The 12,697-nt window shown below is 74.1% G+C and carries 13 protein-coding genes; 7 read left to right on the top strand and 6 right to left on the bottom strand.

Translation table 11 applies throughout. From position 1 onward, the window contains the following. Positions 1 to 160: 160 nt before the first annotated feature. Together ACH4ZA_RS11685 and ACH4ZA_RS11680 are read left to right on the top strand one after the other, a co-directional pair. The gene (locus ACH4ZA_RS11685; protein ID WP_398429082.1) at positions 161 to 1,525 is read left to right on the top strand and encodes an FAD-dependent oxidoreductase; all 1,365 of its coding nucleotides are present in this window, start codon (positions 161 to 163) and stop codon (positions 1,523 to 1,525) included. Between the two features lie 121 nt (positions 1,526 to 1,646). Next, a complete protein-coding gene (locus ACH4ZA_RS11680; RefSeq protein WP_398429081.1) occupies positions 1,647 to 2,612 on the top strand; it encodes a DUF1152 domain-containing protein in 966 nt (321 codons plus the stop codon). 23 nt (positions 2,613 to 2,635) lie between these two features. Here ACH4ZA_RS11680 and ACH4ZA_RS11675 read toward each other — a convergent pair whose 3' ends face one another. The 3 genes from ACH4ZA_RS11675 to ACH4ZA_RS11665 form a co-directional block, all read right to left on the bottom strand. Then, on the bottom strand, positions 2,636 to 3,652 hold the full coding sequence (locus ACH4ZA_RS11675; RefSeq protein WP_398429080.1) for a hypothetical protein: 1,017 nt from the start codon (positions 3,650 to 3,652) through the stop codon (positions 2,636 to 2,638). Next, the gene (locus tag ACH4ZA_RS11670; RefSeq protein ID WP_398429283.1) at positions 3,649 to 4,017 is read right to left on the bottom strand and encodes a PadR family transcriptional regulator; all 369 of its coding nucleotides are present in this window, start codon (positions 4,015 to 4,017) and stop codon (positions 3,649 to 3,651) included. The genes ACH4ZA_RS11675 and ACH4ZA_RS11670 overlap by 4 nt, the downstream gene beginning before the upstream one ends. 158 nt (positions 4,018 to 4,175) lie before the next feature. Next, entirely contained in the window at positions 4,176 to 5,882 is a 1,707-nt protein-coding gene (locus tag ACH4ZA_RS11665; RefSeq protein WP_398429078.1) for a serine/threonine-protein kinase, read from the bottom strand. A 188-nt stretch (positions 5,883 to 6,070) separates the two neighbouring features. On the opposite strand from ACH4ZA_RS11665, the gene ACH4ZA_RS11660 reads away from it, so the two are divergent. Then, positions 6,071 to 6,742 (top strand): hypothetical protein, encoded by a 672-nt coding sequence (locus tag ACH4ZA_RS11660; RefSeq protein WP_398429282.1) that lies wholly within the window; start codon positions 6,071 to 6,073, stop codon positions 6,740 to 6,742. A 109-nt stretch (positions 6,743 to 6,851) separates the two neighbouring features. On the opposite strand, the gene ACH4ZA_RS11655 is transcribed toward ACH4ZA_RS11660, so the two are convergent. Next, positions 6,852 to 7,346 carry a roadblock/LC7 domain-containing protein gene (locus tag ACH4ZA_RS11655; RefSeq protein ID WP_398429076.1) on the bottom strand — a complete coding sequence of 165 codons (495 nt, stop codon included), beginning with the start codon at positions 7,344 to 7,346 and terminating at the stop codon, positions 6,852 to 6,854. Positions 7,347 to 8,003: 657 nt separating this feature from the next. Between ACH4ZA_RS11655 and ACH4ZA_RS11650 the strand changes: the two genes are divergently transcribed. The 4 genes from ACH4ZA_RS11650 (at position 8,004) to tgmB (ending at position 11,177) form a co-directional block, all read left to right on the top strand. Next, positions 8,004 to 9,194 (top strand): hypothetical protein, encoded by a 1,191-nt coding sequence (locus tag ACH4ZA_RS11650; protein WP_398429074.1) that lies wholly within the window; start codon positions 8,004 to 8,006, stop codon positions 9,192 to 9,194. 264 nt (positions 9,195 to 9,458) lie between these two features. Beyond that, positions 9,459 to 9,758, top strand: coding sequence for a YkvA family protein (locus tag ACH4ZA_RS11645; RefSeq protein WP_398429073.1), 300 nt, complete (start codon positions 9,459 to 9,461; stop codon positions 9,756 to 9,758). A 223-nt stretch (positions 9,759 to 9,981) separates the two neighbouring features. Next, positions 9,982 to 10,173: a putative ATP-grasp-modified RiPP gene (gene tgmA / locus ACH4ZA_RS11640; protein ID WP_107445626.1), complete on the top strand. Its 192-nt coding sequence runs from the start codon at positions 9,982 to 9,984 to the stop codon at positions 10,171 to 10,173. A gap of 17 nt (positions 10,174 to 10,190) precedes the next feature. After that, positions 10,191 to 11,177, top strand: a complete 987-nt coding sequence (gene tgmB, locus ACH4ZA_RS11635) for an ATP-grasp ribosomal peptide maturase (protein WP_398429071.1) — start codon at positions 10,191 to 10,193, stop codon at positions 11,175 to 11,177. Positions 11,178 to 11,360: 183 nt separating this feature from the next. Here tgmB and ACH4ZA_RS11630 read toward each other — a convergent pair whose 3' ends face one another. Both ACH4ZA_RS11630 and ACH4ZA_RS11625 read right to left on the bottom strand, forming a co-directional pair. Beyond that, positions 11,361 to 11,609 (bottom strand): DUF5133 domain-containing protein, encoded by a 249-nt coding sequence (locus tag ACH4ZA_RS11630; protein WP_398429069.1) that lies wholly within the window; start codon positions 11,607 to 11,609, stop codon positions 11,361 to 11,363. Positions 11,610 to 11,812: 203 nt separating this feature from the next. Continuing rightward, positions 11,813 to 12,673, bottom strand: a complete 861-nt coding sequence (locus ACH4ZA_RS11625; RefSeq protein WP_398429068.1) for an aldo/keto reductase — start codon at positions 12,671 to 12,673, stop codon at positions 11,813 to 11,815. Between the last annotated feature and the right edge of the window lie 24 nt (positions 12,674 to 12,697).

Below are 12,697 nucleotides of genomic sequence, written 5' to 3'. Positions count from 1 at the left end.
CGCGCGTGCCGATGGGCCGCCGCGGGACGGGGCGCGTCGAGCGCCTCCGCTCATAAATGCTGTTTATGAGCTCATAGAGCGGACCCGCGTACCGAGTTAGGCTTGCCTTAGTTTAGGCTTCCCCCGAGTCGATCTGTCACCGCTCGAAGGGAACCTGATCATGCCCCGCCCCCTGCGGGTAGCCATTGTCGGAGCCGGCCCCGCCGGGATCTACGCCGCCGACGCGCTGCTCAAGTCCGCCGTGGCCGCCGACCCGGGTGTCTCCATCGATCTCTTCGAGCGCATGCCGGCCCCGTTCGGCCTGATCCGCTACGGCGTCGCCCCGGACCACCCGCGCATCAAGGGCATCATCACCGCCCTGCACCAGGTCCTCGACAAGCCGCAGATCCGGCTCTTCGGCAACGTCGACTACCCGACCGACATCAGCCTGGACGACCTGCGCGCCTTCTACGACGGCGTGATCTTCTCCACGGGCGCCATGGCCGACCGTGAGATGTCGATCCCGGGCATCGAGCTCGACGGCTCCTACGGCGCCGCGGACTTCGTCTCCTGGTACGACGGCCACCCGGACGTGCCCCGCACCTGGCCGCTCCAGGCCGAGAAGGTCGCGGTCCTGGGCGTCGGCAACGTCGCCCTCGACGTGGCGCGCGTGCTGGCCAAGACGGCGGACGAGCTGCTGCCCACGGAGATCCCGGCCAACGTCCACGAGGGCCTCAAGGCCAACAGGGCGCGGGAGATCCACGTGTTCGGCCGGCGCGGCCCCGCACAGGCGAAGTTCTCGCCGATGGAGCTGCGGGAGCTGGACCACTCCCCCACGATCGAGGTCATCGTCGACCCCGAGGACATCGACTACGACGAGGGCTCGATCGCGACGCGGCGCGGCAACAAGCAGGCCGACATGGTCGCCAAGACGCTGGAGAACTGGGCGATACGCGATGTGGGCGACCGCCCGCACAAGTTGTTCCTGCACTTCTTCGAGTCGCCGACCGAGATCCTCGGCGAGGACGGCAGCGTCGTCGGTCTGCGCACCGAGCGCACCGCCCTCGACGGCACCGGCAACGTCAAGGGCACCGGCGAGTTCAAGGACTGGGACGTCCAGGCGGTCTACCGCGCCGTCGGCTACCTCTCCGAGAAGCTGCCGAAGCTGCCCTGGGACCTCGACTCCGGCACCGTTCCGGACGAGGGCGGCCGTGTCATCGAGGAGTCGGGCGCGCACCTGCAGTCCACGTACGTCACCGGCTGGATCCGGCGCGGGCCGGTCGGCCTGATCGGCCACACCAAGGGTGACGCCAACGAGACGGTGTCGAACCTGCTGGACGACCACGCGAACGGCCGTCTGCACACGCCGGACGCACCCGAGCCGGAGGCCGTGGACGCGTTCCTCGCCGAGCGCCAGGTCCGCTTCACCACCTGGGAGGGCTGGCACCGGCTGGACGCCGCCGAGAAGGCGCTGGGCGAGCCCCAGGGCCGCGAGCGCGTGAAGATCGTCGAGCGTGAGGACATGCTGCGGGAGAGCGGCGCGTAGCCACGGTGACAAGGGCCCGGGGGCGGACGCCTCCGGGCCCTTCTCCTTGGCGTGCGCCGCCGGTGAAAGGCGTCGGCGAACGGCCCTGGTCCGCAAGATCGTCGGCTGTTAGCGTGCGGGAGTGTTCTCTCTCCAGGAACCTCCTCTCTTCACCCGGCTGCGCGACGCGCGCCGGGTGCTCGTCGCCGGCGCGGGCGGCGGCTTCGACGTGTACGCAGGGCTTCCGCTGGCGCTCGCCCTACGGTCGGCGGGCAAGGACGTCCACCTGGCGAACCTCTCGTTCGTCGATCTGTACGGACTGCCCTCGGACGTGTGGCTGCAGCCCGACGTCGCGGCCGTCGGCCCCGACCTCGACGTGCGCGGCGACTACTTCCCCGAACGCACGCTGGCCCGCTGGCTCGACCGGCAGGGGCTGCCCGCCACGGTGTACGCCTTCCCGCGCACCGGCGTGCGGCCGCTGCGCGCCGCCTACCGGGCACTGGTGGACCACCTGGGCGGGGTGGACGCGGTCGTCCTGGTCGACGGCGGCACCGACATCCTGATGCGCGGCGACGAGCACGGCCTGGGCACGCCCGAGGAGGACATGGCGAGCTTGGCCGCCGTGGCCGGCCTCGACGACGTCCCGGAGCGACTGGTCGCCTGTCTGGGCTTCGGCGTGGACGCCTACCACGGGATCAGCCACTCGCTGGTGCTGGAGAACCTGGCCGAACTCGACCGGGCGGGCTCCTACCTGGGCGCGTTCTCCCTGCCCCGGCACAGTCCCGAGGGCGCCCTCTACCTCGACGCGGTGGCCGACGCCCAGGCGTGCACGCCGGGCCACCCCAGCATCGTCAACGGGTCCGTCGCCGCCGCCGTGCGCGGCGACTTCGGCGACGTCCGGTTCACCGAGCGCACGAAAGACGGCGAACTGTTCGTCAATCCCCTCATGACCCTGTACTTCTGCGTCGACGCTCCCGGCCTGGCCCGCCGCAACCTCTACCTGGACCGGCTGGCCGACACCGTCCTGATGCGGCAGATCAGCTCCCGCATAGAGGAGTTCCGTGACGAGCTGCCCCGGCTGCGGCAGCCGCGCGCCTTCCCGCACTGAGTCACCGCACGCCGTCCGGGCGGTCAGCGGGCCGCGAGGTCACGGCCGCCGACGACCGCGAGGGCGGCGGTCAGGAGCAGCAGGGCGGCCGCCTGGACGGCGAATCCGGCCACCATGGCCGTGGGCAGGGGCATGGACACATCGAGCCAGGTGTACGCGGCGGCCACGCGCAGCGTGAGGATCAGCAGCCCGAGCCCGGCCAGGGCGAGCGCGCCCTCTGCGCCCGCGGTCCGGCCCCGGCGGCCGCGGCGCACCAGCCAGCCGAGCGCGCCGAGGACGAAACAGGTGGTCGGCGCCCACACGGAGTCGGCCACCGTGGGCAGTACGACGACGGAGGCGCCCATGACGACGCAGCAGCCGGCATACACGGTGCCCGGTGTGCCGACGGACAGCGCCGCCGGGGGCGCGTCGCGGTGGCAGGCGGTGCACAGGGCCAGGGTCGGCAGCCAGGCGAAGGCCGCCGTGGCGGCGGCGTAGGCCGGCTCCGGCGGCGGGAAGTCGGTCACGAAGGGCGCGAGGAAGGGCCACAGGGTGGGCAGGGCGGCGAGCAGCACGCTGATGCGCGCGGTCCTTCGGCGGTCGCGCAGCAGGGCGAAGTAGCCGACCGTCCACAGCAGGGGCAGCGCCCAGGCGGCGACGGCGGCCGAGGCGACGACCGGGCCCCGCCCGGTGAACCCCGACAGGAAGACGTGCCGCCCGAAGGCGCCGTGCGTGGACGTCCAGGTCAGCTCCAGTGCCCGGTCGGCGACCGCGGCGGCCGCCTGGAGCAGCACGGCGCAGAGGGCGAAGAGCCGGACCGTCGAGCCGAGCAGCGCGTAGCGGCGCGGCGCGGCGGCGGTTCCCAGCCGGGTGCGCACAGCGAGGGCGGCGACGCTGGCGGCCTCGCCGAGGGTCGGCCGGCTCTGGTCCTGGAGATCGCGGTCGGTCTCCCCGAGGAAGACCTCGACCATCTCCTCCTCCCGCTCCTGGCGGTAGTACGCGGGGAGCAGCCGCAGCACGGCGCGGTAGCGCGCTTCGAGAAGGGTCGTCGTGCCGGTCATGCCAGACCTCCGGCGAGTCCGGGCCCGGGGGCCGGCGGGATGACGGTTCCGGGGGCGCGGCGGCCCTCGGCGATGCGGCGTCTGGCCGCGCCGGCGCCGGCCGCCATGCGGTCGGCCTCTGCCGCAAGGGCCCGGACGCCGTCGTCGGTGACGCGGTAGTAGCGCCTGAGCCTGCCCTGCTGGATCTCCTCGCGGTCCAGGGCGATGAGCCCGTCGGCGGTGAGCCGGTCGAGCACGCCGTAGAGCGTGCCCACCCGCAACTGCACTTCACCGGCGGAGAGTTCCTCTATCTCCCGCAGGATGCCGTAGCCGTGCCGCGGCTGGTCGGCGAGGGCCGTCAGCACGAAGAAGGCGGCCTGGGTCATGCTCCTCGATGCCATGGAACTGAATATATCGGCTCTCGATATATCCTGCACGACGAAACGCCGCTTCGGCGCGGACCGGCACACAGGGCGCACTCCCCCGCCCCCGCGGACGGCCGTCGGCAGTCGGCAGTCGGCAGTCGGCAGTCGGCAGTCGGCCGTCAGCCGTCGTCGCGCGGATAGGTCGCGATCACCCGTCCCTTGGCGTCGGCCCGGAGGTACCCGCTGCCGTACTCGTCGGACAGGTAGACGCTCATCGAGGGCGGGGTGTCGAAGACGGTGGACCCCGTGTCGACCAACAGGTATCGGCTGGTGGGATGGGCGACGCCGAGGGTCTTGGCGGCCCGGGCCAGCAGGCCGGGGACCTTGTCCCAGTCGTAGACGTCCAGGTCGACGGGGACCGCGCCGCTCATCACGGTGCCGCCCGGCCCGTCCTTCACCGCCACGTCCCCGCCGCGGTACATGTACCGGTCGTAGAGCTTCGGACGGCCCTTCACGGAGACGTCGGCCATGGCGTACTCCTCGTACACCGCGAGGCGCGTCACCTTCGCCCCGCCCGTGGCGGCCGACAGCTTCGCGACGACGTTCTTGACGCCGTCCCCGCTGAGCAGGTCGACCTTGAGCGGCTCGGACCCGTCGCCGGAAGCCGCCGCGGAGGCGTCGTCGGAAGAGGCCCCGGACGCGCCGGACGTCCCGGACGCGGCCTGCCCGGCGCTCCGCGACGCGGACACGCCCGGCAGCGGCGAGCGGGCGCCGCTGCCGCCGCCGTCTCCGCCGTCGTCGTCCTGGAGGTACGGAAGCAGCGTCCACGCCAGGACGCCGGCCAGAGCGGTGGCCAGCACGGCGATGGCGACGGCCGCACCCCGGCCACGGCGGGCCGGGGGCCGGGCGTCGGCGGGCGGGACGACCGTGACGGCCCCGGGCGGGGCCGCGGGCGGAGCGAGGGAGTACGAGGTCGTCGAGGGCGACGGCGCCTGGACCGCCGACGGGGCGTGAGCGGCCGGAAAGGCCGCGCCCGGCGCCGGCGCGGCGGCCGTCACGGCCGCGAGCATCAGGTCGACCCGGGCAGCGTCGGGGCGGGCCTGCGGGTCGCGCACGAGCAGCGCCGTGAGAACGGCGGTCAGCGGTCCCGCGCTGCGCGGCGCGGGCACGTCCTCGCTCAGCACGGCGGCGAGGGTGGCGAGCGTGCTGCCCCTGCGCAGCGGATGGCGCCCCTCCACGGCGACGTACATCAGCATCGCGAGCGACCAGAGGTCGGCGGCAGGACCGCCCTCCTTCCCGCTCACCCGTTCCGGCGCCATGAAGTCGGGCGAGCCGATGACCGAGCCGGTCGCGGTGAGGCCGACCGACTCCCGGACGGCGGCGATGCCGAAGTCGGTGAGCACGGGCCGCCCGTCGGGGCGCAGCAGGACGTTGGCGGGCTTCACGTCACGGTGCTCGATGCCGACGGCGTGCGCGGCGCGCAGCGCGGCCAGCACCTCGCGGCCCATCCGGGCGGCCTCGACCGGGGACATCGCCCCCCGCTCCAGCCTGTCCTGCAGCGAGCCGCCCTCGACGAGCTCCATCACGATCCACGGATACGTGTGCTCGCCGCCGTCGACGATGTGATGGATGGTGACGACGTTGGGATGGTGGACGCGCGCCAGCGCGCGGGCCTCGCGCAGCACGCGCTCGCGCAGCACGCGGGCGGCCGCCGGATCGTGCTCGGCGAGGTCCGGATCCGCGTGCCGCACCTCCTTGACCGCGACCGCCCGGTGCAGGACCAGGTCGTGGGCCCGCCACACCAGGCCCATGCCGCCGCCGCCGAGTCGTTCCACCAGCTCGAAGCGTCCGTCGACGACGCGTCCGTGGGTTCCCCCTGTGCTCATGGAGGGAGCTTAGAGCCAGCGACCGACACGCGGTGTGTCGGCCAGAGGGGGCACAGCGCGAATGGTCCGGCCGCCCACGGGCATGCTGTGAACGAGGTCACTTCCGCCGGGCCGTGCCGTAGCCGCTCCCGGTCCGCTCCCTCCCTCTCCTCTCGCCCTCCCCACGAAGGACGTGCGCTTTGGCTCTCATGCACCCTGACGCCCCCTCGGCCCGCCGTCCGGGCCGCTGCTGGACGATCCGCGTGGTGGGGCACCGGGACCGCACCGCGTCGGTCACCTGCTCCTCCGCGTGCGCGATGCCGCCGCGCTCCCGGGACCTCGCGGGCCTGCGCCGTTTCGCCGAGGCCCATGCGGCCGCGCACGCCCGGGCGGCGGCGGTGCATCACGACGCCGCCTGCTGGTGCCGCCGTCAGCGGTGCGCGCCGCACGAGGACGTCCGGGTCGCCTGCGCGGGCACGGTCGTCCTCGTCCTTCGGCACGACCCGTCGGTGGGTCAGGTGTGGACGCTCAGCGAAGTGTGCTCCTCGTGCGCCTCGTTGATGCCCCACACGCGCGTGCTGAGCCGGCCGGCTCCGCCGCGGCCCCGGGTGCCGGACCCGGCGGCTGCGGACGCGGGTTCGGAGGCGAACGCCCGCGCGGGCGGCGGCCCGTTGGAGGCTTCCGGCTCCGGTGCGGGGCGGGAGGCGTACGGCGGGCACGGTCCGTCGGGACCCACGATGCCCGCCGCCGGACCGGCGCGGCTCGTCCCGGGCGGCTTCAGCGCCCCCGCGGGAGCCGGCGGCCCGGAACGGGGCGGTGTGCGGCGACGCCCGGTCGGAGGGCGGCGCGGACGCCCGGGAGCGGGAGGCGGCGCGGGGTGACCTGCCCCCTGGGCAGACGCGTGCCCGCGGCGGGACTGCTGCCGGATCCACGGCCGGTGGTGCGACCGGGGCGGGGCTCAGGGCCGGGTGGTGCGACTGCGGCCCGGATTCAGGGCCGGTGGCGGGACTGCGGCGGGATACGGACGGGCAGCGCGCCCTGGATCCGGCCGCGGGCGTGCGGCGGGGGGAACGGGCCGCCCTCGGCGCCGAAGGGCCGCGGCCGCTCGAGCGCGGACCGCGCGGCCACGAGCTCGGCGATGCGCGCGCCGCACCGTCGCCCTTCCAGGTGCAGCCGGCCGACGTTCACCCGGCCGTCGGCGAGCAGGGTCAGCACGGCGGTCGGCCCGGCCGCGTAGGTCGCGAGGTAGCCGTCGGCGCCGCGCACCAGGAGCTCGCGGAAGTCGCCGCGGTCCGCCAGGTCGACCATGCGGCGTCCGACGCCGAGCGCCGCCGCGGTCAGCGCGGCCAGGCCCTCGGGCTGGACGTCCGGCATGTCCTGGGCCAGGACGAGCCCGTCGGCGCCGGCCGCCAACGCCCCCGTCAGCTGCGGCATGCGGGCGCGCAGTCGGTGCAGTTCGTTCGCGACCTCGACCTCGACGGCCATGACCGTTGTCCCTTCGGCGCGTTGGCGACTGGTGCGGAGCAAGTGCGATGCGGCGCGGGATGGTTCGGGTGCCCCAGAGGTTACGGAACGCGGCGGCCGAAGGCGACGGCTTTGGCACATTCCTTTGGCATGCCCCGGATTCGCCCGGCGGCGCGGGCCGGACCGTCCAGGGCCGCGCGCGAAGGCGGCCGGGCGGGCAAGACGGTCCGGGAGGGCGCGCGGCGGACACCGGCGCGGAGGGCGCGGGCTCGGAGGGCGCGGGCGCGCGGACGGGGCCCGCCCCGAAGCGGATGGTGGGCGGGCCCCGTCCGCTGTCCCATTCTCCCGCCCCGGCCCCGGCAAGCCCATGAGTGCGGGGCGCACGCCGTGGTGCACGGCGCACACTCCGGGTGGGCGACGCACACGATGCGCGCGCGTCGTCCCTTGCGGTGGTGGCGGATGCGGCGGATGCGGCGCATCCGGGCAACCACGGCGGATTCGGACGCGTGACGGGCGTCGCGCCGGGGAAGGGGCTCCTGAACGGGGGCGTCCTCGGGCGCCCTCGCCGCCATGCCGTCGGACCGCCCACCCCCCGCGGCGAGCGATACTGGCCTTCGCGCGTCGACGCCCCGTCGTCGCCGCGCCGCCGCCCGGCCGCCCGCCCTCACGAATGGACTCATGCACATCGCCGCGACCGATTCGCCCATGACGCCCTCCACGGTGTGGCAGGCCCGTGGCCGCCACACCGGACCGACCGCGCCGGACGTCCTGCGCAAGAACCTCCAGACCCTCAAGGACGCCGGCGCCGTGCAGGATTTCGCGGAGCTGCCCGAAGCGGACACCCCGGACGGGGAGACGGCCTTCGAGGCCAGGTGGCAGCCCGAGGAGGAGGTGACGGTCCGCGCCCGGCTCACCCTCGCCGAGTGGTCGGGCCGGGGCCAGGAGTGGACGCTGACGGCGGAGGCCGACCGGCCCTGGGACCAGCGCTGGCCGTCACCCGCCGGCGTCTTCTGGCCCTGGGACGCGGACGCCCCGTGGGGCCACGAGACCGTCACGGGCGAACGCTTCCTCGAGGCCAACCCGCTGCCCGCCGACGAGAAGGAGCTGCGGCGCACGCTCCGGGCCGCCCTGCGCGACACCTGGGCCGTGCACATCGTCGTCCACGAGGCCATGACACCCGACGAGCAGGGCCGCCGCTCGCTCGTTCCCCTGCTCCCGCCCGGCCTGCATCACCGGGTCGTCGAGCACCGGGCCGCCCCGCACCAGCTGCGCACGGTGAACTGGGCGCTGAAGGAGTCGGGTGCGGAGGTGCCGCGCGGCGGTGCGCTGGTGCTGCCCGGCGTGCCCGCTGCGGCCGACTACGATCCCGCCGCGTTCTCGGTGCGCAGCGTGTTCCTGGACGGCACGCATCCCACCGAGCTGCTGGACGCCGTCCGGCGTTTCGCCGCTCTGCCCCGGCCGCTGCCGGAGGGCGGCGACGCCGCGCTCACCGTGTTGCGGGAGGAGTGGCAGCTGCTCACCCTGGAGGAGGAACTGGCCCGCGAGCGCGCCCTGGTGGTGATGTACAAGGACGCGCTGGAGGCGATGACGGAGTCCCGGGACCTGTACCGGGAGGCCGCCGAGCACGCCCACGAGGCGCTGGCCGCGTACCGGGAGGCAGCGGCCGAGGCCGACGCCGCCGGAGTGCCGCGGCAGGCGCCCGCCAAGCGGACCGGCTCGCCCTTCCAGCAGCTGGGCCGCACCCTGGAGCGGTTCAAGGAGTCCACCAAGGGCCTGTTGCCGGTGCCGGCGAGCACTCCCGCCGACGGGCCGGAGCAGGACCGCACGCCCGCACCCGACGCAGGCGAGACCGGCTCCCCGCACCCGTAGGCGAGGCCGGGCAACACGCGCCCGCCGTCCCGCGTCCGGCGCCCCGCCTCCAGCGGCCCTTTCCCCGGTGCACGGGCACGGCGCTGGACGCCCCGCTCCCCTCCTGGCGCCAGGGTGACGGCGTCCGATGCGGTATTCCTGCCGGAAACGGGCATTCGAGGAGCCGAAGCGGGGAAACCGACAGACAGGGACCGCGACCCGGGGTCCGGACAGGAAGCGCAGAGCACGGCCGGACGTAGCGCGACGGACCACAGGGGAGGGCCCGTGGATGCGCCAACCACGCTCGTCGTCGTCATCGCGGTGGCAGCCCTCGCGCTGTTCGTCGCGGCCGCCGCGGTGCTGACGCGGCTGGTCCGGACCCGCCGGGGCCTCAGACGGGCCGGACTGCCCACCGGCCCGCGCTGGGTGTTCTGGGGGGCGGTCCTGTACTTCGTGTTTCCGGCCGATCTGCTGCCGGATCCGGTCTATCTCGACGATGTCGGCATGCTCCTGCTGGCCCTGCGTTCCATGCGCCGCGCCCCCGACGACGCCGCCGGGCGCGTCTCCGAGCGGGTCCCCGACTGACCGCCGCCGAAGACGTTTTCACCACCTCCCGACCCGATCTCCCCTGCTCCACGCCCTGCTCGGCGCCCAACTCCCCGACGATCACGGAGAGTAAGGAAACCAACCACCCGTTCGATTCGTATAAGTGACTGAAGGGCGCACCCACCCAGCACCAAGCAGCGGGCCCGAGTGACGTCGCACAGCGGCACCGCTTGATCGAGGCAGTACCGACGAGGGAGAGACGATGCAACCGTTCACGCTCAACTACGCACGCCCCGCGGCAGAGTTGGAGTTCGCCACTCCGTATGCCTACGACCCCGGAATGCAGTTGAACGTACTTTTCGACGGCCGGATCGCCGCTCGCGACCACGCCCTCCTGCGCGAACTGGCGACCACCACCTCGACAGCGGGCTCCAAGACCCACTTCGACGACTGAACACAGGCCGACGAAAAATGACCGTGCTCATCCTGACCTGTGAAGAGGACGTCACGGCGGACATGGTGGTCGTGCACCTGAACGCCGCGGGCGTCCCCGTCGTCCGGCTCGATCCGGCCGACCTGAACCACACCGTCGCCCTGTCCGGCGAGTACGTGCACGGAGCCTTCCGTGGCCATCTGTCCTCCGCCGGACGGCTGGTGACCCTCGAGGGGCTGCGGTCGGTGTGGGTCCGCCGGCCCGGCTCCCCCGCGGCCCACGCGCCCCAGCCGTCCGCGTGGCTGACGGAGGAGGCCTCGCAGGCGCTCTACGGCATGCTCCGAGGGGCCGGGGCGCGCTGGATGAACCACCCGGACGCGTCCGTCCGGGCCCGGCACAAGCCGTGGCAGCTGCGGACCGCCCAGCGCAGCGGCCTGCCCGTGCCGGCCACGATCGTCACGACGTTCCCGCAGGCGGCCCGTGAGTTCGCGGACCGCTATCCGGACCTGGTGGTCAAGCCGGTGTCCGGGGCGCATCCGCAGGATCCGCCCCGGGCCGTGCCCACCACCCGGGTCCCGCCGGACGCCGACTTCGCCGCCGTCGCCTACGGCCCGACGCTGCTCCAGCGCAGGGTGGCCAAGCGGGCCGACATCCGGCTGACCGCGGTCGGCGACCGCATCCTCGCCGCCCGCAAGGACACCGTCCCCGGCGGCGATCCCGACGTCGTGGACGTGCGCTACTCGCCCTCGACGACGCCCTGGCGTCCGGCCGACGTCCCGCCGCGCCTTGCCGAGGCGGTGAGGAGGTACCTGCGGGAGGCGGAACTCTCCTACGGGGCGTTCGACTTCGCCGAGGACGCCGACGGCACCTGGTGGTTCCTCGAGTGCAACCAGTCGGGTCAGTTCGGCTTCGTGGAGGTGGACACCGGTCAGCCCATCGCCCGCACCATCGCCGAGTGGCTGGCCGGGCCGCCGACGGAACGCGACCCCCGGCGCGCCGACCGGTGCGGCTCCGCGGCCCAGTGAGACGCCCGACGCGGCCGGAGGCCGGAGGAGCTCCGCCGCGCCGGGCCGGTCCACCCGCGCTCGGCGGCGGGACCCGGTGCCGGTGGACCGGACGCCGACGGGCCCGGAGCCGCGTGCCGAACGGTCCGGGGCGGACGGTCGGGGGCCGGACGCCGCACGGCGGGGTCCGGCCGTTGCACGGCCTCAGACGGCCAGCGACAGTCCGTCCGAGCCCTCCGCGGGTGTGCGCGTCGCCGGCGCGGACTGCAGCAGGGCGTCCGCCGCGGCGACCGCCTCACGGACGTCGGCCGTGCCCATGAGCACGCACAAGGTGTAGGTCACGTCCTGGAGTTCACGAGCCGCCTGCGGCGTCTCCTTCTCCGCCTGTGCGATCTTCAGCGTCGCGTAGCGGGTCAGCAACGTCCTGGCGATTTTCGGGTCCGGAACGATCACGAGCGCCCCTCTCTCTGTTGTGCGCTGCGTGTGCCCCGTCTCCGGCGAATCATGCATGACACACGGACTTGTCACTCCCCAGGGGCACGATCCGGCCACGGACCGTCAAGCGCTCCGGGCGCTCCGGACGCTCCGGGCGCTCCAGGCGCTGCGCAGGTCGCGGTGCGCGCGGCCGGGCGACGTCGGTCCTTCCGGTGGCTCCCTCAGACGGCGGCGTCCAGTTCCGCGAGTTCGTCGGCCGTCAGGACGAGTTCCGTCGCGGCGAGGGAGTCGAGGATCGTCTCGGGCCGGCTGGCGCCCGGGATCGGCACGACCACCGGCGACCTGGCGAGCTCCCAGGCCAGGCACACGCGCTGCGGGCTGACGCCGTGTTCCTCGGCGACATGGGCGAACGACGCGTAGGAGGAGCCCAGTTCGCGGGCGCGGGAGATGCCGCCGAGCGGGCTCCACGGCAGGAACGCGATGCCGAGCTCGTCGCACAGGCGCAGTTCGGGCTCGCTGGAGCGGAAGGCCGGCGAGAACTGGTTCTGCACGGCGGCCAGGCGACCGCCGAGGATGTCGTTCGCCTCCCTGATCTGCGCGGGGTCGGCGTTGGAGATGCCGGCGGCGCGGATCTTGCCCTCGTCCAGCAGTTCCCGTACGGCGCCGACGGACTCCGCGTAGGGGATGCGCGGATCGGGGCGGTGGAACTGGTAGAGGCCGATCGCCTCCACGCCGAGCCGGCGCAGCGAGGCCTCGCAGGCCGCCCTGAGGTGGGCGGGGCTGCCGTCGAGGGTCCAACTGCCGTCGCCGGGGCGCAGATGGCCGCCCTTGGTGGCGACGAGGACGTCCGCGCCGCGGTCGTGGGAGGCGAGGGCCTTGGCGATCAGAGTCTCGTTGTGGCCGACCTCGTCGGCGTGCAGGTGGTAGGCGTCCGCGGTGTCGATCAGGGTCACGCCGGCGTCCAGCGCGGCGTGGATCGTCGCCAGGGAGCGTGCTTCGTCCGGTCGTCCCTCGATCGACATGGGCATGGCGCCCAGGCCGATGGCGCTGACGTCCAGTTCACCGATGCGGCGGGTCTGCATAGGGTTGCGACCTCTTCTTCTCGG

This window comes from Streptomyces sp. NPDC020597 (assembly GCF_044335095.1).
In the GTDB taxonomy this organism is placed as follows: domain Bacteria; phylum Actinomycetota; class Actinomycetes; order Streptomycetales; family Streptomycetaceae; genus Streptomyces.
This window is presented reverse-complemented; position numbering and strand designations above follow the sequence as displayed.

What these genes read in the sequence shown, in the direction of transcription:
- ACH4ZA_RS11685 (WP_398429082.1), top strand. Translation starts at nt 161, where the DNA reads ATGCCCCGCCCCCTGCGGGTAGCCATTGTCGGAGCCGGCCCCGCCGGG.
- ACH4ZA_RS11675 (WP_398429080.1), bottom strand. Translation starts at nt 3,652, where the DNA reads ATGACCGGCACGACGACCCTTCTCGAAGCGCGCTACCGCGCCGTGCTG.
- ACH4ZA_RS11670 (WP_398429283.1), bottom strand. Translation starts at nt 4,017, where the DNA reads ATGACCCAGGCCGCCTTCTTCGTGCTGACGGCCCTCGCCGACCAGCCG.
- ACH4ZA_RS11665 (WP_398429078.1), bottom strand. Translation starts at nt 5,882, where the DNA reads ATGAGCACAGGGGGAACCCACGGACGCGTCGTCGACGGACGCTTCGAG.
- ACH4ZA_RS11660 (WP_398429282.1), top strand. Translation starts at nt 6,071, where the DNA reads ATGCACCCTGACGCCCCCTCGGCCCGCCGTCCGGGCCGCTGCTGGACG.
- ACH4ZA_RS11655 (WP_398429076.1), bottom strand. Translation starts at nt 7,346, where the DNA reads ATGGCCGTCGAGGTCGAGGTCGCGAACGAACTGCACCGACTGCGCGCC.
- ACH4ZA_RS11650 (WP_398429074.1), top strand. Translation starts at nt 8,004, where the DNA reads ATGCACATCGCCGCGACCGATTCGCCCATGACGCCCTCCACGGTGTGG.
- tgmA (WP_107445626.1), top strand. Translation starts at nt 9,982, where the DNA reads ATGCAACCGTTCACGCTCAACTACGCACGCCCCGCGGCAGAGTTGGAG.
- tgmB (WP_398429071.1), top strand. Translation starts at nt 10,191, where the DNA reads ATGACCGTGCTCATCCTGACCTGTGAAGAGGACGTCACGGCGGACATG.
- ACH4ZA_RS11625 (WP_398429068.1), bottom strand. Translation starts at nt 12,673, where the DNA reads ATGCAGACCCGCCGCATCGGTGAACTGGACGTCAGCGCCATCGGCCTG.